Origin of the sequence: Adlercreutzia sp. ZJ473 (assembly GCF_013185065.1) — a bacterium.
Classification (GTDB): domain Bacteria; phylum Actinomycetota; class Coriobacteriia; order Coriobacteriales; family Eggerthellaceae; genus CAAEEV01.
Genome location: NZ_JAAVTO010000030.1, coordinates 12,365 through 32,544, shown reverse-complemented (window position 1 = coordinate 32,544; position 20,180 = coordinate 12,365). Strand labels below are relative to the sequence as shown.

General features: G+C 64.6%; 22 protein-coding genes. 18 read left to right on the top strand and 4 right to left on the bottom strand.

The window, feature by feature from the left end:
• Positions 1-603: hypothetical protein (locus tag HRL41_RS07190; protein WP_172136176.1), on the top strand; the 603-nt coding region annotated here is incomplete at its 5' end.
• An 83-nt stretch (positions 604-686) separates the two neighbouring features.
• Here the strand turns inward: HRL41_RS07190 and HRL41_RS07185 are convergent.
• Positions 687-1,592 carry a LysR family transcriptional regulator gene (locus tag HRL41_RS07185; protein WP_172136175.1) on the bottom strand — a complete coding sequence of 302 codons (906 nt, stop codon included), beginning with the start codon at positions 1,590-1,592 and terminating at the stop codon, positions 687-689.
• Positions 1,593-1,810: 218 nt separating this feature from the next.
• Here HRL41_RS07185 and HRL41_RS07180 point away from each other — a divergent pair, with 218 nt between their 5' ends.
• The 9 genes from HRL41_RS07180 (at position 1,811) to HRL41_RS12445 (ending at position 9,031) form a co-directional block, all read left to right on the top strand.
• Positions 1,811-3,043, top strand: coding sequence for a radical SAM/SPASM domain-containing protein (locus tag HRL41_RS07180; RefSeq protein WP_172136174.1), 1,233 nt, complete (start codon positions 1,811-1,813; stop codon positions 3,041-3,043).
• 127 nt (positions 3,044-3,170) lie between these two features.
• Positions 3,171-3,716, top strand: coding sequence for a DUF2975 domain-containing protein (locus HRL41_RS07175; protein WP_172136173.1), 546 nt, complete (start codon positions 3,171-3,173; stop codon positions 3,714-3,716).
• An 8-nt stretch (positions 3,717-3,724) separates the two neighbouring features.
• The gene (locus tag HRL41_RS07170; RefSeq protein WP_172136172.1) at positions 3,725-3,943 is read left to right on the top strand and encodes a helix-turn-helix transcriptional regulator; all 219 of its coding nucleotides are present in this window, start codon (positions 3,725-3,727) and stop codon (positions 3,941-3,943) included.
• A 148-nt stretch (positions 3,944-4,091) separates the two neighbouring features.
• Positions 4,092-5,192 (top strand): hypothetical protein, encoded by a 1,101-nt coding sequence (locus HRL41_RS07165; protein ID WP_172136171.1) that lies wholly within the window; start codon positions 4,092-4,094, stop codon positions 5,190-5,192.
• A gap of 235 nt (positions 5,193-5,427) precedes the next feature.
• Entirely contained in the window at positions 5,428-6,465 is a 1,038-nt protein-coding gene (locus HRL41_RS07160; protein WP_172136170.1) for a hypothetical protein, read from the top strand.
• A gap of 410 nt (positions 6,466-6,875) precedes the next feature.
• Positions 6,876-7,094, top strand: coding sequence for a helix-turn-helix domain-containing protein (locus HRL41_RS07155; RefSeq protein ID WP_172136169.1), 219 nt, complete (start codon positions 6,876-6,878; stop codon positions 7,092-7,094).
• Positions 7,095-7,096: 2 nt separating this feature from the next.
• A complete protein-coding gene (locus HRL41_RS07150) occupies positions 7,097-7,405 on the top strand; it encodes a HipA N-terminal domain-containing protein (protein WP_172136168.1) in 309 nt (102 codons plus the stop codon).
• Between the two features lie 175 nt (positions 7,406-7,580).
• Positions 7,581-8,408, top strand: coding sequence for a hypothetical protein (locus HRL41_RS07145; protein ID WP_172136167.1), 828 nt, complete (start codon positions 7,581-7,583; stop codon positions 8,406-8,408).
• A complete protein-coding gene (locus HRL41_RS12445; RefSeq protein WP_216662569.1) occupies positions 8,405-9,031 on the top strand; it encodes a helix-turn-helix transcriptional regulator in 627 nt (208 codons plus the stop codon). Before HRL41_RS07145 ends, HRL41_RS12445 begins: the two co-directional genes overlap by 4 nt.
• A gap of 145 nt (positions 9,032-9,176) precedes the next feature.
• On the opposite strand, the gene HRL41_RS07135 is transcribed toward HRL41_RS12445, so the two are convergent.
• The gene (locus HRL41_RS07135; protein WP_253904766.1) at positions 9,177-9,968 is read right to left on the bottom strand and encodes a C39 family peptidase; all 792 of its coding nucleotides are present in this window, start codon (positions 9,966-9,968) and stop codon (positions 9,177-9,179) included.
• Positions 9,969-10,258: 290 nt separating this feature from the next.
• Between HRL41_RS07135 and HRL41_RS07130 the strand changes: the two genes are divergently transcribed.
• From HRL41_RS07130 to HRL41_RS07110, 5 genes are all read left to right on the top strand, one after another.
• Positions 10,259-11,089, top strand: coding sequence for a response regulator transcription factor (locus HRL41_RS07130; RefSeq protein ID WP_253904765.1), 831 nt, complete (start codon positions 10,259-10,261; stop codon positions 11,087-11,089).
• Positions 11,041-12,306, top strand: coding sequence for a sensor histidine kinase KdpD (locus tag HRL41_RS07125; RefSeq protein ID WP_172136166.1), 1,266 nt, complete (start codon positions 11,041-11,043; stop codon positions 12,304-12,306). The genes HRL41_RS07130 and HRL41_RS07125 overlap by 49 nt, the downstream gene beginning before the upstream one ends.
• 319 nt (positions 12,307-12,625) lie before the next feature.
• Positions 12,626-12,874: a hypothetical protein gene (locus tag HRL41_RS07120; protein WP_165173185.1), complete on the top strand. Its 249-nt coding sequence runs from the start codon at positions 12,626-12,628 to the stop codon at positions 12,872-12,874.
• Between the two features lie 295 nt (positions 12,875-13,169).
• Positions 13,170-14,159, top strand: coding sequence for a diaminopimelate dehydrogenase (locus HRL41_RS07115; protein WP_172136165.1), 990 nt, complete (start codon positions 13,170-13,172; stop codon positions 14,157-14,159).
• Between the two features lie 205 nt (positions 14,160-14,364).
• On the top strand, positions 14,365-15,720 hold the full coding sequence (locus tag HRL41_RS07110) for a sodium-dependent transporter (RefSeq protein ID WP_165173201.1): 1,356 nt from the start codon (positions 14,365-14,367) through the stop codon (positions 15,718-15,720).
• 115 nt (positions 15,721-15,835) lie between these two features.
• Here the strand turns inward: HRL41_RS07110 and HRL41_RS07105 are convergent, their stop codons facing one another.
• A complete protein-coding gene (locus HRL41_RS07105; protein ID WP_253904764.1) occupies positions 15,836-16,780 on the bottom strand; it encodes an RNA methyltransferase in 945 nt (314 codons plus the stop codon).
• A 344-nt stretch (positions 16,781-17,124) separates the two neighbouring features.
• On the opposite strand from HRL41_RS07105, the gene HRL41_RS07100 reads away from it, so the two are divergent.
• Both HRL41_RS07100 and HRL41_RS07095 read left to right on the top strand, forming a co-directional pair.
• A complete protein-coding gene (locus tag HRL41_RS07100) occupies positions 17,125-17,316 on the top strand; it encodes a hypothetical protein (protein WP_165053961.1) in 192 nt (63 codons plus the stop codon).
• 138 nt (positions 17,317-17,454) lie between these two features.
• A complete protein-coding gene (locus HRL41_RS07095) occupies positions 17,455-18,642 on the top strand; it encodes an FprA family A-type flavoprotein (protein WP_172136164.1) in 1,188 nt (395 codons plus the stop codon).
• Positions 18,643-18,758: 116 nt separating this feature from the next.
• Here HRL41_RS07095 and HRL41_RS07090 read toward each other — a convergent pair whose 3' ends face one another.
• The gene (locus HRL41_RS07090; protein ID WP_165173197.1) at positions 18,759-19,211 is read right to left on the bottom strand and encodes an Hsp20/alpha crystallin family protein; all 453 of its coding nucleotides are present in this window, start codon (positions 19,209-19,211) and stop codon (positions 18,759-18,761) included.
• 514 nt (positions 19,212-19,725) lie between these two features.
• Between HRL41_RS07090 and HRL41_RS07085 the strand changes: the two genes are divergently transcribed.
• Entirely contained in the window at positions 19,726-20,121 is a 396-nt protein-coding gene (locus HRL41_RS07085) for a GntR family transcriptional regulator (RefSeq protein WP_216662567.1), read from the top strand.
• The last annotated feature ends 59 nt before the right edge of the window (positions 20,122-20,180 follow it).

Here is a 20,180-nt window from a genome sequence, read left to right as displayed (position 1 = left end):
GCCGCGCGTGAGGCCAGCCGCGCGGCCGAGCGCGAGGCCGAGGCGCAGCGCCAGGGCATGCAGACCCAGGCCGGGCGCGTGGCGCGCCCGCGCACGCGCGTGGTGCCGCCGCTGTCCACGCAGGAGAGCTACGATCGCACGCGCTCGTCCATGGAGGGCTATGAGCGCGCCCGCGCCCAGCGCGACGCGCTGTCGGAGTCGCGGCGTGCCCGCGCGGGCAACCGCGAGGTGATCGACGCGCGCGGCAGCATCGACTCGCGCGCCTTCAACGAGCAGGGCGAGTTGGTGGGCTACTCCGCCGACGACCGCGACCGCCCGCGCGCCGCAGTTGATAACAGCTTCACCAGCACGCGCTGGCACTCGCGCGCCGGCCAGGGCTTCTCCGACGTGCCTGACAGCGGCTCGACCCACTTCGGCTCCCAGCGCGCGTCGCGCCAAAGCAGCGTGGGGTTCTCCGGCGGCGTCATGAGCGGCCGCGCCCAGTACGCCGCTCCCCGAAGCGGCCTTGTGGGCTTGTGGGCGAGCCTCCCGCTGTTCGTGAAGATAGCCATCCCCGTGATCGTGGTGCTCGTGATAGCGCTGGTGTTCCTGCTCACCCGCTAACTAGCAAGCGATCCTGCGCTCCCACGCGCGATGGCTGACCCATTCGCCATATCTGCCACAAAGGTGCACGTCGGCGGATTGACCTACTCGAGCCAGTTGCGTTTTGCGGCGGTGCGCAGATGATCAAGCATAGACGCGATCGCGGGGGAGAATTGCTCCTTTTTGTGCGCGAGGTAGATGGGCCAGGTTGCCTCCTCGCTGGTGCTTAGGGGGATTGCAACGGTTTCGGGAATGAGGCTCGGCAGAGGTGTGTTTCTGAAGCAAAGGATCATCCCGCCTTCGACGATGAACGCCTGTTGCGCCTCAAGGCTCGGCGCCACGTTAACGAGCTTGGGCGTCAGCCCGCGCTCCTGCAGGGCGCCTGCGAGGATAGCGTACCCGCACCTCAGATCATAGGGCATGGCCAAAGGGGCGGCGGCGATGTCGAGGAACGTCACGCTGGCTGCATAGCTTCGGGCGCGACTCGTCGACATCGTCGCGACGGGGCGAATTGACATTATCTTGCTGCTCGCGATTTCAGATTGGAAGGGCCTTCCCATGACGATTGACGCGTCGACGACACCTTCGAGCAGGGCTGTGAGGCAGGCCTCGCTAGAGTGAAACGATACTTTGAGGCGTACGTCGGGGTATCTGCTCTCGAAACGGTTGAAGGCGTTCTCTCCGAAGGGGCTCCCTCGGTAGGGGGTTGCAAGAACACCGAGGCGCAGCTTGTCCTCAGTGCCACGCGGCTCCGCCTGGTACTTTGCGAGGCTTCGCATTTCCGAAACGCTTTGCAGCGCCGATTCCGCGAGGCGGGCGACTTCTACCGCAAGGGGCGTAACGGCTATCCCGCGGCCTGACTTCTCGACGAGCTTTGCGCCGAGCTCTCGCTCCATGTCCGCTATGGACTTCGAGATGGCTTGGGGGCTTATGTAGAGCTTCTTGGCCGCCTGCGCGTAGCTGCTCGTTTCTGCGAGCGCTATGAGGTATTCAAATTGAGCCAGGTTCATAAGGCGTTCCCCTCTCCCAGCTTTCATCTTGGATTATCGTAGCTGGGTGAATGGTAATCAATGATAAACATGGATTTTCTGATGTACGTAAAGGGGAATTACAGAAAAGGGAGAGAAAAAGTTCAGATACCCAACTTTTAGTTGGGAATGCGTACTGGTCTATATACCGGCTTCTGCCGGATACTTGGAAATGCGTTTTCTCTGATTGAGGGGTGGCAATGCAAACCTTTGGTTCTCAGGTTGACATGACTAGCTTGCTCGGAATGACCGTGATCGGCAACGGGGAAAACGGCTGCATCGTGGGGCTGGACAAGGCGGCGACTCGTGCGTGCGACGCGGTGCTTCGTGGAGTGGCTGATGCTCGGCTTATCAGGGAAACTGACGAGGGTCTCTACCGGCGCCTGGAAGAGCACGGGTTCTTCGCGGAACCGAAGGGCCCAAGACGCCTGGCGGCAGCGTATCTGCACGTAACCCAGCGCTGCAACCTTGAATGCACGGGTTGCTACTCGCGAGACGCGGGACGAAACACGCTGCCTGACCCCAGCCTCCAACAGCTTGAGCATGCCGTACGCGATCTGAGTGAGGCGGGTGTCTCACTGCTCATCGTGTCAGGTGGTGAGCCTTTTCTGCGCGAAGATCTATCTGGTCTCATCCGCTACGCGAAAGAGGGATGTGGAGTAGAGCAGGTATGCGTGCTCACGAACGGCATGCTGGTGGAGAAAGCTGATCTAGCCTCTCTTGCTCCTTTCGTCGATCATGTGGCGGTGTCCTTCGACGGCTGCTCCGATGACGGTCCGGCCTATGTGCGAGGCGAACAGCGATTTGGCCAGCTGGTCTCAGCCGTGCGAGCGCTCCAGCGCGTCGACGTCAAGGTGCAGATCCTGCCGACGATCCACGCGAGGAACTTGGGCGACATACCGCGTTATGCGAAGCTCGCGCAAGACATGGGCGTCGACCTGAGTTTCAGCTTGTTTTCCCGATCGGCGTGCAACGGTGACGTGACGGATCTGTGCTTCGGCGAGGAGGATATGGAGCCGCTCGCCGAGGCGATATGTGCCGCACCGCATGCAGCGCCGCGCGACGCTCCCCTCGGCGCAGGGCTCGTGGCGAGGAACTCGTGCGGGGCGGGATCGTCTTTGGTGAGCGTTGCGGCTGACGGCAGCGTGTTTCCCTGCCATATGCTTCACGACGAGCGGTTTCTCATGGGGAATGTGTTCAGGCAGCCGCTCAGCGAGACGCTTCAGGGCAAGGTTGCGCGCCTGTTCGCGTCGCTCGATGCACGTAGTTATGAAGGTTGCAGCGCATGTAACACGCGCCTCTTCTGCGGGGGAGGTTGCCGTGCGCGCGCTGTTGCCGGAGGAGAGGGGGTGTGCGGAAGAGATACGTATTGCGAAATGATCCGGCGAGTTTACGATCGCCGGATGAAGGACATCGCTTCAAGGTTAAACTAGGAGGTGACGAGATGCTTTTCCATAATGACGGAGCGGAAGTGGGGATCTGTTTTCCCATAGGGTACGGATCCGTGTGCATTCACGTGGGCTATTAATCGAGAGATAAGATTCTTGTGGCGGAGGGCAAGTGGCTGATACGGAAGTAAAGGCGAGGGATGTGGAAGGGTATTTAGCTGCGATTTCTAGGGGAAGTGCGGTTGCCGTCGTGATCCTTAGGGCTATCGTCGTCCTCGTGCTGGCCCTCAACGTCCTCCCGTTTCTGCTGCTCTTCTTGAACACTTTTCTTCCTTGTGTGGAGATCGTGTCCAAGGAAGGAACCGTAGTAGATGCTCTCCTTGTCGTGGCTCAAGCCTTCTGTTTTGTTCTGCCCCTCTGGATTTTGTCGAATGTGTGCCAGGAGGTTTCGCGAGGCATTTCACCCTTCTCAATGGCGCAGGTCAAGCGAATGCGAATCGTGGTGGGTATGATTGTCACTTTCGCGGTGATCGACTTCTTTCTTGAGCCCTGCTCTGTCTTATTCAACTGCAACGGAATTATGCTGGGCGGGTACGTTCATGCATACGTCTATAAGGTCAACATGGCGGCCGTTGTTGCAGCCCTCGCTCTGTTTTTGCTTTCTTTTGTCTTCAAGTACGGCGTGATGCTGCAAAGCGTCTCAGATGACGTGATCTGAGGCGCTTTGTGGCCGTAGTCGTCAATTTGGATAAGCTGCTCGCCGAGCGGAAGATTCGCTCGAAAGAACTTGCTGAGAGGATTGGCCTGTCGGAGAACAATCTCTCGCGCATAAGGACCGGCCAGGTCAGGGCCATGCGCTTCTCCACGCTTAACGCGCTCTGCCGCGAGCTCGGCTGCAAACCAGGAGACATTCTCGATTACGTAGAGGATGAAGAGATCTCTTAAAGATAGCAAACCAATAGTTGGTTATCCAAGCTTTTAGTTGAGAATCATTTGCGTTATCGCACGCTACGATAGTCTTGTCCGTGGCACCTTGCATTTTGTCGACAATTCTTGTCATATTGTAAGGTTCTTTTGGAAAGGGGTGGGTTTGGTGACTAGCTCTCATTCTTTGAATGCTTCCTGGAGCGATGAGAACGGATCGAAGAGCAGGGTGATTACAAAGCTCGTCTCTGTTGTTCTATGCGTAGTGCTGGCTTCTGCTCTGCCAGTCGGTTCTGCGTTCGCATACAACTTTATTCAGCATTCCCCGTCAAAATACTGGTATGTGTCCCCAACATACACTTCGTACAATACGGGCGCCTACAATCAAATGGGATACTATTCGGCTGACTGCTACTCGTTCATGAACATAGCTTGTACGAGCCAAGCGGCTTCGAGTGGTTCTATTACCTCTCAAGCTGGCATTACCGTCGGAAATGCACTTGGTACTGAAACTATGCATTGGGGTACCGCTGTAACGAATTGGGGTGGCAGCTCGAAAGGCTCCTATGTTCAAGGATCCTTGTCGCATACGATCAATTACTCCGAAGGAGCTGCTGCTTGGGGGTATGGAACGGTGAAATCCAACTCGTCAGCTAGCTACGAGGTTACTTCCAGCAACATTTTTCTCCTCACGCTGACCGATCCAGGCATAATGTCTGCTGGTGAAGATACCGGTACGAATGCGGCTGAGTGGACGCCCGGTATGCACAATTTCGTGGGTGAAGATGGTTTGGTATATGGTGTTCCGTATACGAACGAGAATGGCGAAACCGTTATGCCGGACATGGGTCGCGTCGAGGCGTCGAACAGCGAAATAGGCTATATCGTCATTGCGGATATGGATGATGTCATATATAACGGTGCCGTTACCGACGAAGATCGCCTTCAGGCTATCGAGGAAAATGCGAAGATGGAGGCGGCGGCTCTCAAAGAGGCCTTTGAAGAGTATTACGGTATAGATGCGCTCGATTATGAAAGTGCGCTGGAGTGCGTAATGAGCATCCGTTATAAAGACGGTAAAGCTGCTGCTGTTGATGCGATGTCGGAAGGTGCCAAGGCTTCTTCTTTGGGCCAAGCAGATGGCATTAACGTTTTGGAGGATGACTTCGATGCTATCTTCGAACTTGCACGACCTTCGATGATGGTGTCTATGCCGGTTTACTCCGAAGATGGTTCTGTTGTTGGTGAATTTTCGTTCGAAAGGCTATAGGGCGTAGTTTAGCCGGTTCATGCGGGGAGTGGTGAGGCCTCTCCCCGCATCTCGGCGTTTTTCGAGCATAATCGCTTGAGCGCGGAGGGTTCGTATGCGACGTTTGGTTGGTGATTCTTGTGAGGGGTTCTCAATGACCAGGCTTCTCCTTGCGGTGACGGTTGCAGTTGCGGTTATGGCGTTCGCGCTGCCAGGGTTGTGGGGGCTTGCTGGCTGTTCGTCGGAGGTGCGGCATGTGTCTGAGTCTTCGTCGACGGCGATGACGCAGGACGAGCGCGACGAGGCGCTCACGGGCGCGGTGTCCTACTGCCTGGAGAAGTACGGCGTCGAGGTTGAGCCCGCTGCTGGCGAAGGGCTCGAGGGCGGGGTTCCCGCCGAGGGGTCGACCTGGGACAAGGCCTCGTTCAGCGGCGTTCCGGTGATCGTGTCGTGTGCGGGTGAGACGTTCGCCGTCGACGTCGTCGACGGCGTGGGGGCGGGCGACAGTCGGCAAAGTGCGCAAGTGGAGGAGGCCCTCGTCGACCACCTCGTCACCTCAGCGGGGCTCCCGAAGCCCCTCGACGGGCAGCTGACGAGCTGTCCCGTGACGTGGGGCGCGCTCTTCGACGGCGCCAACATCGAGCAACTATGCGCCGAGGCGGAGGACATGAGCTGCACCCTCGTCTTCGACGAAGCGCCCGCCGGTCTCGCGAAGCTGCCCGAGGGCTTCGACGAGGCCTGGTGCCTGACGGTCGCGGACATGCCTTCGTGGGAGCGCGCCCTAGCGAACGATCGGTCGGCCTCGTGGGCGTTTCAGCCTGAGTGCTGCCTGCCCTACCTTGCCTCGTGCCTTCACGCCACGAGAGGGGAGGAGGGCGTTGCCTGCGCCGAACTGCCCCTCTCCGAGGGCTCTGGCTTCTGCTTTTGGGGTTCGGAACGTATGGGGGTGCTCTTCGACCGCTTGGACGAGGGCGCGGGCGAGAAGCTCCAGCCCTACGATTCGTGCGTCACCTTCGGCGACGCGTACGCCTGCCTCGCAGACGCTCCTGCCTTTGCCGAAACGGGCGACGTGATGGTGTTCGTGCCGTCCGAGCGGTGGGGCGAGCTCACGCGTGGGTACTCAGATGTCGGCTACAGCGTTCGGCAGCTCACCGGCGCGACCTTCAAGATGGGACGCAATTTCGTGAGCGGGCCGCTCGCCGCGAACGGCAACGTCGACGAGTTCGGTGACTACCACGTTCTGTACGTCCCGCCCGAAAGCGAGCTCATGCTGTACGGCGCACCGGTCGGGTGAGGCCGACGTGCCTCGCTGCTGAAACCGTTGCGACGATGAACACGATAGGAATTCACGGTCTGCGAAACACTGATTCTGCCACTGCGTACCATGTCTTTCCGGCATCTGGGCTCGTATGCTTGAGGGGGGTGGGTGGTTTCTAAGACTTGCTTTCTCGTCGACGAGCATGGCTTCGAAAAACTGCAAGTCGCGTTCGGGGAGTTTATCGAGCGTAGGCCCAATCACGCGGATCTTCATGTCTTTTTCAGCCAGATGGACTCCTCGCTCCGCATTCCTCGGGGTGAAGGAGCTTCCATGGCGGCTGCCTTCCTGGCTTTTGAGCTCGGTTCTTTTTTCTTTTTCTGCGTTCGCAGAAATTTCCATCATCCGTGGCATAATTACGGCGTACGCAGAAACAAGGGAGTCCTGCCATGAGCCTCGTCAGCACCGTGAGCGACATCGGAGCCGCTATCCGCGCAGAGCGCAAGAGCCAGAACCTGACTCAAACCGAGCTGGCCGATCTGTGTGCCGTGAGCCTTTCGTTCATCTCAAACCTGGAAAACGGGAAGCCCACCACCGAGCTGGCGAAGGCCCTGAACGTCATCAACACCCTCGGGTTCGACATGGTCCTCATGAAGCGAGGTGAGTGACTTTGGAGCTCATCGTCTACCGCGACTGCCCCGAAGGCCCCGTGCCCCTGGGGAGGCTCGTGCGCGAAAACGGCGTCACGAGCTTTCTCTACGACGTGGATTACCTGAGCCGCGGCGATGCCGCCGCCGTGTCGCTGTCGCTTCCCCTTCGCCCCGAACCCTTTACGGAAGAGGAGCTGCTGCCCTACTTCAAGGGCCTCCTGCCCGAAGGCGAGGCGCTTGAGAACCTCTGCCGCTCCATGGGAGTGCTCACCACCGACTACTTCACTAACGTGTCGAGCGGCGTGAATCTCAGGCGTGGGGCCGTCTGACGCCCGCTTCGCCGCTATTCCTTCCATTTCCGGCGCGCAATAAGACGTGAGGAAGGGTGCAATTGGTTGTGTAGCTCTCCCGACATCGCCTGATCATGGCAAGGCAGTTGCAGGCTTTTCTCATGCAGTGTATGTAATATAATACATACATCATAGCGAAGAGAAGGGAGCGGCCATGGGCAAGGACTTGGTGCGTGCGCTCAAGGACTACTCGCACCTCACGTGGAGCGAGCGCGCCAACACGTCGGGTACGGGCGGGACGTTCCTGAAAGCGCGCGAGTCCACGGCGCGCGCCACGGTGTACTACAAGCTCTCGTGCTATGACAGCTACCGCGGCATATACGGGCATGAGTGCGTGAACGAGCTGGTGGCCAGCCGGCTGATGGCGCAGCTCGGCGTAGATCACGTTGCCTACCGGCTCGTTCATGCGCATGTGGTGGTCGACGGCGTGGGGCATGACACGTGGATGTCCGCCTCGGACAGCTTTCGCCAGCCGGGCGAGCGCAAGCAGGCGCTCGACGTGTTCTTCGATTTGAGCAGGGAGGGGACGGAGTCTCCCTTGGAGTTTTGCGCGCGCATGGGCTGGAAGCGCGCGATTGACGAGCTCATGCTCGTTGACTTCCTTCTGGTGAACCGGGATCGGCATGGGGCGAACGTGGAGGTGGTTCTTGACGGCGACGGCTATCGACTGGCGCCTGTGTTCGACAGCGGTCTCTCGCTGGTGTTCTCGGCTTACGGGGATGAAGCGCGCGCCGCGGCCTTCGACCCGCTGTCTGACGTCAGCGCCAACAACTACTTGGGCACGCGCTCCCTCTTCGAGAACCTCAAGCTCATCGACGCGCCTCTTGACGTTGAGCCGCTCAGCTCGGCGGGCTTGGAGGATATCATGGAGGGGCTTGAGGGCGTTTTGCCGCAAGCCCATCGGCTCAAGGTCGAGCAGATCATCCGCGAGCGCTGGAACTATGCGGTTGCACGCGGTGTTGTGAGAGGCGGGTCGCTGTGATCTGGGTGGCTGACATCGTTGACGGACGTGCGCGCCGAGCTGCACCCTGCGCTCAGCTGAGGTACGATGACGAGGCGCGTGCCTTCTCCATCCGGATAGCCGCGGAGGCGCGCGAGGCCGACGTGCCGCTGATGCTCGCGTCCTTCATCGGAAAAGGCCAGCGCGACGTGGGGGAGAGGTGGGCGCGCAGGTGGGTTGAGGGTCGCATTGTTCCGCCGAGCCGTCAGAACCTCGGTGCCGTCCTCAAGGCACATGGCTTGAGGGAGTATGACGAGCTGACGCTTCTCGAATCAAGCCGTGCGCGGAGCTCGGATGACGACTTCGTCCTCGCCATACCCTCCTGCGACGTGCTTGGGGAAGGCGAGCGGCCCATGCGACTCGAGGGGGCGGCTGATCCCCGAGCGCGTGAGCTGGCCTTGCAGGCTGCAGGAGGAGAGCTTGCGCAGGCGCGGCAGAAAGCGGGTCTCTCGCAGCATGAGCTTGCCGAGCGCATGGGGGTTGACCAGGCGTTCGTGAGCCGCATGGAGTCAGGGAGGAGCAACCTCACGCTCTCAACGCTCGCGGACGCGGCATCCTGCCTGGGGCTCGAGGTCGAGGTGCGCCTACGTCCGCACGAGGCGTGAGGCTTCGCCGGGACTGCATTTTCCAACGATTGCCTGAAGGGAAAGGCGCATCGCGTGTATCATTGGCGTTGCTAGATTTGCTATAGTTGCTATAAGCTCCTCAATAGACGGCGGGCTCGTTCTTGCTGTTCCTGCACTCTCGCGATTACCGTTCGAAGGCCCAGAGGTTGGCGCATTGGGGGATCACCTGGGCTATGGGCCAAGACCGGGCGCTGCGCTCGGGGCTGCTGGGGTCGTGAATGGTGAGGTTGCCAGCGTCGTCGGCCCCTGCTATCACGATGAAGTGCCCGGTGGTGGTGAAGTCGCCGGGGCGGACGCTCGCTATCAGGGGACGCCCGGCCTCGAGCTCGGCGATGATCGCGGCTGCGTCGGCCGGCACCTCGTGCGAGCGCAGGCCGATCTGACGTGCGCCGTCAGCCATGAGCTCCCAGCTCGTCTCGCCGTCTGCGACGTAGCCGCCGTCCTGCGCGAACGCGCACATCGCGGCGGGGTCGCGGTCGGTCTTGCCCGTGAGCGCCACGTACGCCATGGACAGGCAGGTCGGCCCGCATCCGTTCTCGGCCACGGTGCCGCCCGCGTACGCGACGTTCGCCCACTCCGCATCGGTCTGGTAGAGGAAGGGAACCTCGCCCTCCCTCCACTCGCTTCGCGGCGTGCTTCTTGCCGCCGTCGGCTCGCCTGCGCCTGCGGCGAGGTCGGCTTGCAGCGTGCTCGCCACGCCGAGCATGCCGGCGATTGCCGCCACCACGAGCACGACGGCGGCCACCATGCACAGCGTGCGGGCGGTAAGGCGACGGCGCGAGAAGATGCGCCGCGGCGCGCGGCGGGCGCGCAAGGAGGCGCGCTCGAAGGGGCGCGGGGCGGGGAAGGGGTCTTCCGTCGCGTAGATGACGCGCCCTGCCTGACGGCGCGTATGCGTGATCCTGGTCTCGTCCATGGCGCGTCCTTTCTGCGCTGCGTCCTCATCGCTTTTGGGCAACGCGCGGCATGCGCAGCGCCATCGGGCGGCGAGGCCATAAGCTCCGCCGCCTGTGAGGAGGAGGGAATGCGGGATACGTCACGCCAGCGCATGCCCTGCGCGTTGGCTCCATGATGGACGAGGCGCCCCTTAACGTTCCCATAGCGAAAGCTGAGGGTTGCTTAAGTTCTTGTTAAGTTTTCCTTAACTTCGCATGGGGCTTGCGCGCGGGCGGGGGTTCGCGGCGGATCCCGCGCTAAGATGAACCCATGGAGACGCAGGTGGACAAAGACATGCCGAAAGGCGGAGACGCTGCGAGCGCCGGGAGCGCCAGGGACGCTGCGAGAGCCGGGAGCGTCATGGGCGTCGCGGGCTCTGCAGGCGCCGTGGACGCGCCGCGCGTGCTCGTGTGCGACGACGAGGCGGCCATCGCCGAGCTGGTGGCCAGCCTGCTCGCGGACGCGGGCATGTGCGTGCAGGCGTGCCTCGGTGCCCGCCGCGCGCTCGAGCTCTTCGAAGAGCAGCCGTTCGACCTGGTGATCCTCGACGTCATGATGCCCGGGATGGACGGGTTCGAGCTGTGCTGCCGCATGAGGGCCGCCTCCGAGGTCCCCATCATGTTCCTCACGGCGCGCGACGAGGAGGCTGACCAGGTGGTGGGCTTCACGCTCGGCGCCGACGACTACGTGACCAAGCCGTTCAAGCCGCGCGAGCTGGTGGCGCGCGTGAAGGCGCGCCTGCGCCGCGCGCGCTGCGACCAAGCCGCGCTCGCAAGCCCCGACGTGGTGGTCGCGGGCGGCATCGAGGTCGACTTGCGAGCGCACAAGGCCGCGCTGTACGGCGAGGCGCTTCCCCTCACGCCGAAGGAGTTCGCCATCCTGGCGCTCCTCGCGCGTCGCGCGGGCGCGCCCGTGGCCACGCGCGACATCTTCGAGGAGGTGTGGGGCGAGCGCTACGACGCCTCGGCTGCCAACACCGTGATGGTGCACATCCGCCATCTGCGCAAGAAGCTTGCCGCCGTGGACGCCTCGACTGCGTTCATCGAGACGGCATGGGGCGTGGGATACAAGCTGGCGGCCGGCGCGGGCGGGGGCGCGTGATGGCCGCCTTCCGCAGTGCCCAGACGCGCGTGCTGCGCCGTCGCCTCTTCGGGCGCATCCTCGTCTGCGTAGGCGCCTTCACGCTCGCGTTCACCGTGGTCGCGCTCATGCTCGACGCCTTCGTGCTCGACGCGGCAGGCAACTGGATAGCCGACCGCACCTCCACGTGGTTCGAGGTGCCCGCCGAGAAGATAGACGCGTACCTCGAGAACGAGGGCACCCCCTCCTCGGACTTCCAGGTTGTCTGGTCGGATGCCGAGCAGCTCTACCATGTGCGTCACCTGGGGGCCTACAACACGCTCAAGGCGCTCAAGGTTCCTCTCGCCCTCGTCGTGTGCTTGGGCGGCGTGATCGTGGCGGCGCTTCTGAGCGTCAACCGCTCGCTGCGCTACTTCGACGAGCTCGCGGGCGCGGTGGCTGGCCTCGTGGCCGACCGCGAGAGGCCCGTGGCGCTCTCGCCGAACCTGGCCATCGTGCAGGGCGAGCTCAACGCCGTCCGCGAGGCGTCGCTTGCCGACGAGCGCGCCGCCGTGGCGGCCGAGCGCCGCAAGAACGAGCTGGTGGCCTACCTCGCGCATGACGTGAGGACCCCGCTCACCTCGGTGGTGGGCTACCTGTCGCTGCTCGCCGACACGCCCGACCTCTCGAGCGAGACGCGCACGCGGTACACCGAGGTGGCGCTTGGGAAGGCCGAGCGCCTCGAGGGCCTGATCGACGAGTTCTTCGAGATCACGCGCTACAACTTGCAGGCCATCCCCGTCGAGCGCGCCACCGTCGACGTGCGGTTGTTCTGCGAGCAGGTCGCCGAGGCGTTCTACCCCGACGCGCAGGCGCGCGGGCTTGAGATCAGGGTGGAGGCGCCTGCAGGCGAGACGTTCTTCGTTGATCCGGACAAGCTCGCGCGCGCCGTGGGCAACGTGCTGCGCAACGCGGTGGCCTACGCGAGCGAGGGAACGGCCGTCGAGCTGCGCGCGCGGCGCAGCGCGATGACGGACGCGTGGCTGCTCACCGTCTCCAACGAAGGCCGCGAGATCTCCGAGGCGCATCTGCGGAGCGTGTTCGACAAGTTCTACCGCGAGGACGCCTCGCGCGCTTCCGGCGGCGGGGGCGCGGGCCTCGGGCTCGCCATCGCGAAGGAGATCGTCATCGCGCACGGCGGCGGCATCCGCGCCGAGAGCGCGGGCGGCGTCACCACGTTCACCATCGCGCTGCTCTGAGGGCCGTTGGGGATGGCCGGCCCGCTCGCCGGTCCCCCGCCCTTCGCGCGTCCCCTTCGCCTGGGGCGCGCGCCTCCGGCATGGGGTGCCGGCCGCGTTCGCTCATGCCCTTCGGGGGATGACCGTTCGCGGAATTCAGGGCGCTTTGTGAGGCGTTTGTGCGCGTGAGGGCATAATCTTCTCCCATATCGGCAGGCTGGCATGGTCTGCATGCGCCCCCGGCGTCATGTGCGTCACGGCGGCCTGCGTCGGCAGGTGGGGCACGGCTTGGACGGAAGCGGTGCCACGCTGAGTGTTGGTTCTGAAAGGAGAACGGATTATGTGTTTTAGACCGGCAGATGCATCCGCAGGCGGCGGCCCGAACGAATGCCCCGAGTGCGGCAAGAAGATCCAGGCCATGGGCGGTCTCGTCCTGAAGTCCTGCCCCTTCTGCAAGTGCGACTTCACCCCCTACCTCAACGGCGAGAAGGCCGTGCCCGGCGCCCCCGCGGCCCCCGGCGCGCCTGGCGCCCCCGGTGCCCCGAAGGCCCCCGGCGCTCCTGCGGCCCCGAAGGCCCCCGGCCAGTAAGCTCGCGCAGCCTGTGCGCTCAAGCTTCGGCAAGCCCGAAAGCCCCTCGCTCGCGAGGGGCTTTTTTCGTGCGCCTGCCCGCGCCGCTCGCCGCGGCATGCGCGCGGCGGCGTATACTTCTCGCGGCGGGGCGCACGCCCCGCCTTCTGCATCTGGAAATCCGAGGAGGGAGCCTCAGGCGGCGAAGTGCGCCCGAGCTCTCTTCGCGCAGAGCGCTTCGGCAAGGCGCCCCTCGCGGGCTGCCGGGCTGTCGGCGCTTCCCCTTTGAGCTTGATCAACGGACAAGGAGAACCTCATGGGCAACATTCGCATTGGCATCTTGGGATACGGAAACCTCGGCCGCGGCGTGGAGCTGGCGTGCGCGGCGAACCCCGACACCGAGCTGGCGGCGGTGTTCACGCGCCGCGACCCGGAAAGCGTGAAGGTGCGCACCGCGGGCGTGGCGGTGTGGCCGGCGGCCGACCTGGAGGCGCACGTGGACGACGTCGACGTGCTCGTGCTCGCCGGCGGCAGCGCCACCGACCTGCCCGAGCAGACGCCGGCCGCCGCGCGCCTGTTCAACGTGGTGGACTCGTTCGACACGCACGCCAACATCCCCGCGCACTTCGCCGCGGTGGACGAGGCGGCGCGCGAGAGCGGGCACGTGGCCGTGATTTCGGTGGGCTGGGACCCGGGCATGTTCTCGGTGTCGCGCCTGTACGCCAACGCCATCATGCCCGCGGGCGCTGACTACACGTTCTGGGGCCGCGGCGTGAGCCAGGGGCACTCCGACGCCATCCGCCGCATCCCCGGCGTGGTGGACGCGCGCCAGTACACGGTGCCGGTGCCGGAGGCGCTCGCCGCGGTGCGCGCCGGCGAGAACCCCGAGCTCACCACGCGCCAGAAGCACACGCGCGAGTGCTTCGTGGTGGCCGAGCCGGGCGCTGACGAGGAGGCCATCGAGCGCGCCATCGTCGAGATGCCCAACTACTTCGCCGACTACGACACCACGGTGACGTTCATCAGCAAGGAGGAGCTCGACCGCGACCACGCGGGCATCCCGCACGGCGGCTCGGTCATCCGCACGGGCGCCACGGGCGTGAACGGCGAGAACACCCACGTCATCGAGTTCTCGCTCAAGCTCGACTCGAACCCCGAGTTCACGGGCAGCGTGCTCGTGGCCTTCGCGCGCGCGGCGCACCGCCTGAGCCAGGAGGGCGCGCGCGGCTGCAAGACCATCTTCGACATCGCGCCGGCGTACCTGAGCGCCCAGACCCCCGAGGAGCTGCGCGCGCACATGCTCTAGGCGTGCTTGAGAGCATCCGCGGAGGGGCTGCGCCAAGGCGCCTCTCGGCGCGTCTGCGAAGTGGCGAAGGGGCGCGCGGACGTTGGGCCGCGCGCCTTGCGCTTGGCGCGCCAGAGCGCGTCTGCGAAATAGGCGAAGGTCGTGGGGCGGGATATTCCTCAGTTGTCGTATCATGGAACGACTTGCGTTTTCGAAGGAGTGTGCAATGACTGAGGAAGTAACCGAGGCAAAGCGGAAGGGGCGTCGCGACAGCTTCGCCACGCGCACGGGATTCATCTTGGCGTGCGTGGGAAGCGCGGTGGGCATGGCCAACATCTGGCTGTTCCCGTATCGCGTGGCCGAGCTCGGCGGCGCGGCGTTTCTGATCCCGTACCTGCTGTTCGTGGTCTTGATCGGGTTCACGGGCGTCATCGGCGAGATGGCGTTCGGCCGCGCGGCGGGCACGGGCCCCATGGGCGCGTTCGCGTTCGCCCTGGAGAAGCGCGGCGTGGCGCACGCGCGCGGCATCGGCAAGGCCATCGGCCTCATCCCCACGCTCGGCTCGCTCGCCATCGCCATCGGCTACGCCGTGGTGCTCGGCTGGGCGTTCAACTACCTGGTGGCGTCGCTTGACGGCCAGCTCATGGCCCAGGAGAGCATGGGCGCGTTCTTCGGCGGCATCGCGTCGGAGTTCGGCAACGTGGGCTTCCACGTGCTCGGCCTCGCGGTGACGTTCGCCGTCATGATACTGGGCATCTCGCGCGGCATCGAGCGCATCAACAAGGTGCTCATGCCGGCGTTCTTCGTGCTGTTCGTGATCGTGGTGGTGCGCGTGGCCACGCTGCCGGGCGCGGGCGCGGGCTACGAGTATCTGCTCGTGCCGCGCTGGGAGGCGCTTTCCAACCCCACCACCTGGGTGTATGCGCTCGGCCAGGCGTTCTTCAGCCTGTCGATCGCCGGCAACGGCACGCTCGTGTACGGCAGCTACCTGAAGCGCGACGTCGACGTGGTCACGTCGGCGCGTAACGTGGCCATCTTCGACACGCTGGCGGCCATGGTGGCGGCATGCGCGGTGGTGCCGGCCGTGTTCGTGTTCGGCCTCGACGTGGCGAGCGGCCCGCCGCTCATGTTCATCACGCTGCCGAGCGTGTTCCAGGAGATGCCGTTCGGGAGCGTCTTCGTGGTCGTCTTCTTCGTCGCGGTGACGTTCGCCGCGGTCACGAGCCTCATGAACCTGTTCGAGGCGCCGGTGGAGGCGCTGCAGGCGCAGTTCGGCCTCTCGCGCGGCGTGGCGGTGGGCATCATCGCCGTCATCGCCGTGGGCGTGGGCCTGTTCCTGGAGAGCGGGGACGTGGTGTCGACGTGGATGGACGTGGTGTCGATCTACGTGATGCCTACGGGCGCGCTTCTGGCCGCCATCATGTTCTTCTGGGTGTGCCCGAAGGGGTTCGCGCGCGAGCAGGCGCAGCTCGGGCATGACAAGCCGCTCGGCGCCTGGTTCGACTACCTGCCGAAGTACGTGTTCGTGGGGATCACCGCGCTCGTGATCGTGCTCGGGATCTTCTACGGCGGCATCGGGTAGGGCCGGCGGGACCGCTTGGGGCGGGCTGCCCCGCAGGGACGTTCGGCCCGCGTGGGCGTTCGGCCTGTGTGAACGCCTAGTTCGCAGGGACGTTCGGCCCGCGCGCCTGGTTCGCTCAGTCGCGGTGGCTCACGCGCAGCTCCCAGAACGCCACGGCCGAGGCGGCGGCCACGTTGAGCGAGTCCACGGCGTGGTCCATGGGGATGCGCACCGTGTAGTCGCATGCGGCGATGGTGGCGGGGGCGAGGCCGTCGCCCTCGGTTCCCAGCACGAGCGCCAGCTTGTCGCAGGCGCGCAGGCGACGGTCCTGCAGCGGGATGGAGTCGTCCGACAGCGCGAGCGCGCAGGTGGTGAAGCCCGCCGCGCGCAGGAGCGGCAGGCCCTCGCGCGTCCAGTCGCGGCCGCTCCCGATGCGCGTCCACGGCACCTGGAACACGGTGCCCATCGACACGCGCGCCGCGCGCCGGTAGAAGGGGTCGTGGCAGGCGGGCGTGACGAGCACCGCGTCCACGCCGAGCGCGGCCGCCGAGCGGAAGATGGCGCCGACGTTGGTGTAGTTCGTGACGTCCTCGAGCACGGCGACGCGCCGCGCGCCGGCGAGCAGGTCCTCGGCGCGGGGCAGAGGCGGCCGCAGGAAGGCCGCGAGCGCGCCGCGGGTGCGCGTGAACCCGGTGAGCGCGCGCATCTGCTCGCGCGTGGCGACGAACGCGGGCAGCGAGGGGTCGCGCGCGAGCAGGCGCTCGATGAGCGGGCGCGTGGCGTCGAGCCAGCAGTCTTCCAGAAGCAACGCGAAGGGCTCGATGCCGGCCGCGAGCGCCCGCTCGATCACGTTTCTGGACTCGCCGATGAACAGGCCGTCCGCGAGGCGGTTGGGGTCGGCGGGGTACGTCGCGCGCGTGGCCGCGCCGTCCGCGTCCGCGTTCGCCGCCGCCCGGTCCTGCGCGTCGACGGCGCGCGCGAGGCCCACCATCTGGCGCGCGTCGCGCAGCTCGGCGTCGGTCATGCGCGAGAACGGCGCGAGGCGGGCGTCGTCGAGGGTGGTCAGGCGGATGACGGGCATGGTGCTCCTTCGTGGTCGTGCCAGCTTGCGCGCGGCCTGCGCGGCGGCGTCTCGGCCGGCGGGCCAGCGCCCGCGAGCATGCGGCTTCGCGGGATCGCGGGCGCCGCGCGCGGCGGCAGCTCCCATTCTAAATCAGCCTTCGGGGCCGCGCGGGCGCGAAGGCCGGCTCATCCTGTGGAGGAAGTCTGACGAAAAGGTAACGGGAATTTGACTCTGCGCTCATTTTCGGCTTACCGCTTCAAAACACGGCGGTTCTATGGTAGCCTTGCGCGACCGCAAAGGAAGCGCGGTACTGTCAACCGCCCGCAGGCAACGGGCAAACGTTCCAGAAAGGAGCATTCACCATGAATGCCAATCTGATCGTCGCAAAGGCGAACGCGTGGGAAGTCAACCAGCACGTCGGGCGCGCCATCGAGGCGAACCTGCCTGACTACCAGGTTGAGGCGCTCGGCCGCGGCGCTGGGTGCGACCTGAAGGCCAAGGCCCGGATCATGTCTCGTCCCAGCTTGCTCAAGAGCTTCTTCCGCGCCGCGTAAGGGACGAAGCGGGCTCGTCGCAGCCTGCTCATTCTGATTATTCGAAGCCGTCTCCCCGGGGAGGCGGCTTTTGCGCTTTCCGGGCGCTACAATGCGGCGCAAGCACATCGACGACGGTCCTATCGAGAAGGAGACCACATGCTCAGAGCACTTGAGATCAAGCCCGACGTGTACTGGGTGGGCGGCATCGACTGGAACGAGCGCAACTTCCACGGCTACACCACCGACCGCGGGTCAACCTACAACGCGTACCTGATCCTCGACGAGCACGTGACGCTCATCGACACCTGCAAGCCCGAGTTCGCCGACGAGCTCATCGAGCGCATCAGCGACATCATCGACCCGGCGCGCATCGAGTACGTGGTGTCGAACCACGTGGAGCAGGACCACTCGGGTGCGATCCCCGCCATCATGGAGCGCGCGCCGCACGCGAAGATCGTCACGAGCAGCCCGCACGGGCTCAAGGGCCTCGCCGCGCACTACGGCGACGCCTACGAGTACGTGTCCGTGAAGACGGGCGACATCCTCTGCATCGGCAAGCGCACGCTCACGTTCACCGCCACGGTGATGGTGCACTGGCCCGACAACATGGTCACCTACTCGCCGCACGACAAGATCCTGTTCTCCAACGACGCGTTCGGCCAGCACTTCGCCTCGTCCAAGCACTTCGACGACGAGGTGGGCCTGCCCGAGGTGCTCGCGCAGGCGAAGAAGTACTACGCCAACATCGTGATGCCGTACTCGCGCCACGTGGTGCGCGCCCTCGGGGCGCTCGCCGACGCCGACATCGACATGATCGCGCCGAGCCACGGCGTCATCTGGCGCAGCCACGTGCCCGAGATCATGGCGGAGTACGCGCGCTGGAGCTCGCTTGAGCCCGAGGAGTACGCGGTGGTGGTGTACGACTCCATGTGGCACACCACCGAGGCCATGGCGCACCAGATCGTGGAGGCGTTCATCGAGGCGGGCACGCCGACGCGCCTGTTCGACCTGAAGGCCAACCACATCTCCGACATCATGACTGAGGTCCTGCCGGCGAAGTACGTGGCGGTGGGCTCGCCCACGCTCAACAACGGCATGATGCCCACGGTGGCGGCGTTTCTGTGCTACCTGAAGGGGCTCTCGCCGAAGGGCGGCTGGCCGGGTCGCGTGGGCATCCCGTTCGGCTCGTTCGGCTGGGGCAAGAACGGTCCGGACGAGGTGGCCGAGTCGCTGGAGAAGTGCGGCTTCGACCTGGCCTTCGGCACGCTGACGCACCAGTGGACCGAAGACGAGGAGGGCTTGGGCCAGCTGCACGAGGCCGTGCTCGCCGGGCTCGGGAGGTAGGCGGGCGCAGACCCTCGACGTCCGGTCCCCCAACGCAAGCGGAGGCGCCCCAGCGGCATGCTGGGGCGCCTCCTTCGCTTCATAGGCGTTCTTGCGCTCGATCGTGCGTTGCGCTGCTAGCCCTCGATGGCGATCACGCGCTTCTCCTCGAGCTTGGGCGCGGGCTGCTTCTTCGGCACCGCGATCTTGAGCAGGCCGTCCTCGAAGCGAGCGCGGATGTCCTCCTCGACGATCTCCTCGCCGACGTAGAAGCTGCGGCTGCACGTGCCGCTGAAGCGCTCCTTGCGCAGCCAGGTGCCCTTGTCGCCCTCGGAGGTGGCTTCGGTCTGCGTGCGCGCGCTGATGGAGAGGTAGCCGTCCTTGAGCTCGGCGGTCACGTTCTCCTTCTTGAACCCGGGCAGGTCGACCGTGAGCTCGAAGCCCTCAGGCGTCTCGCGGATGTCGGTGCGCATGAGGGTGGGGGAGGTGGTGCGCGCCGGCGTGTCGAAGAACGCCTCGAAGGGGTCGTTCATCAGGGTGTTGAAGAGGCTGCGCGGGGCGTTGGCGCGTGCGGGTACCAGCATGGACATGGGATCATCTCCGTTCGGTTGCGGCTGCAAGGCTGCGCGCCCGCTGCGAGGCTCGTGGCTGATGTGCTTCTCTCGCGTGATGTGCTGCCCTCGCGGGCTCGGTAGTCTTGCGCCTGGTTCTGTTTACGAGTACGTTATAGCACGCTGAATTAGCACTCTCAAGCTGAGAGTGCTAAATAGCGAGCGAACGTCACAGAGTTGCCATATTTTTCGCCTTTCCTCTTGCTAACTGTGCATACTGTGTATATAGTGTATATATCATGATATGCACAGTTAGCGTGCGCCTGATCAACGCGCGAGAGCTGTGCGAGCGAATTCGCGCAACGCACTACGAAGAACGCACTACGAAGAACGCACTTTGGAGAACGCACTCCGGAAAACACACTCTGGAGAGCGCGCTACGAAGAACGCGTTCCGGAGAGCGCGCTACAAAGAACGCGTTCCGAAGAATACGTTCCGAAGAGCGCGCTACGAAAAGGGCGCTGTGGAAAACGCCCTTCGGAGAAGGCGAGAAATGGCAGGCAACGTGGAGATAATCATCTCGAATGCGAGCAGCAAGCCCATCTACGAGCAGATAGCGACCCAGATAAAGGACGCCATCCTCGCAGGTGAGCTGGGCGAGGGCACCCCCCTTCCGTCCATCCGCGCGCTGGCGAACGACCTGCACGTGAGCGTCATCACCACCAAGCGCGCCTACGCCGACCTCGAGGAGCTCGGCTTCATCGAGACGATGCGAGGCAAGGGCAGCTTCGTGGCCGGCGGCAACCTCGAGCTTCTGCGCGAGGAGCGGCTGCGCCACGTGGAGGAGCTGCTCGAGCAGGCGCTCTTCGACGCGCTGTCGGCGGGGGTGACGGTGCGCGAGCTGCACGACATGCTCGACGTGCTGGCCGAGGACATGTCCGACGCGTAAGGCGCCTGGCGCGTAGGGCGCGGGGAGCGCCGTGCGCGCGGCCGCGCCGCCGCAGCGCC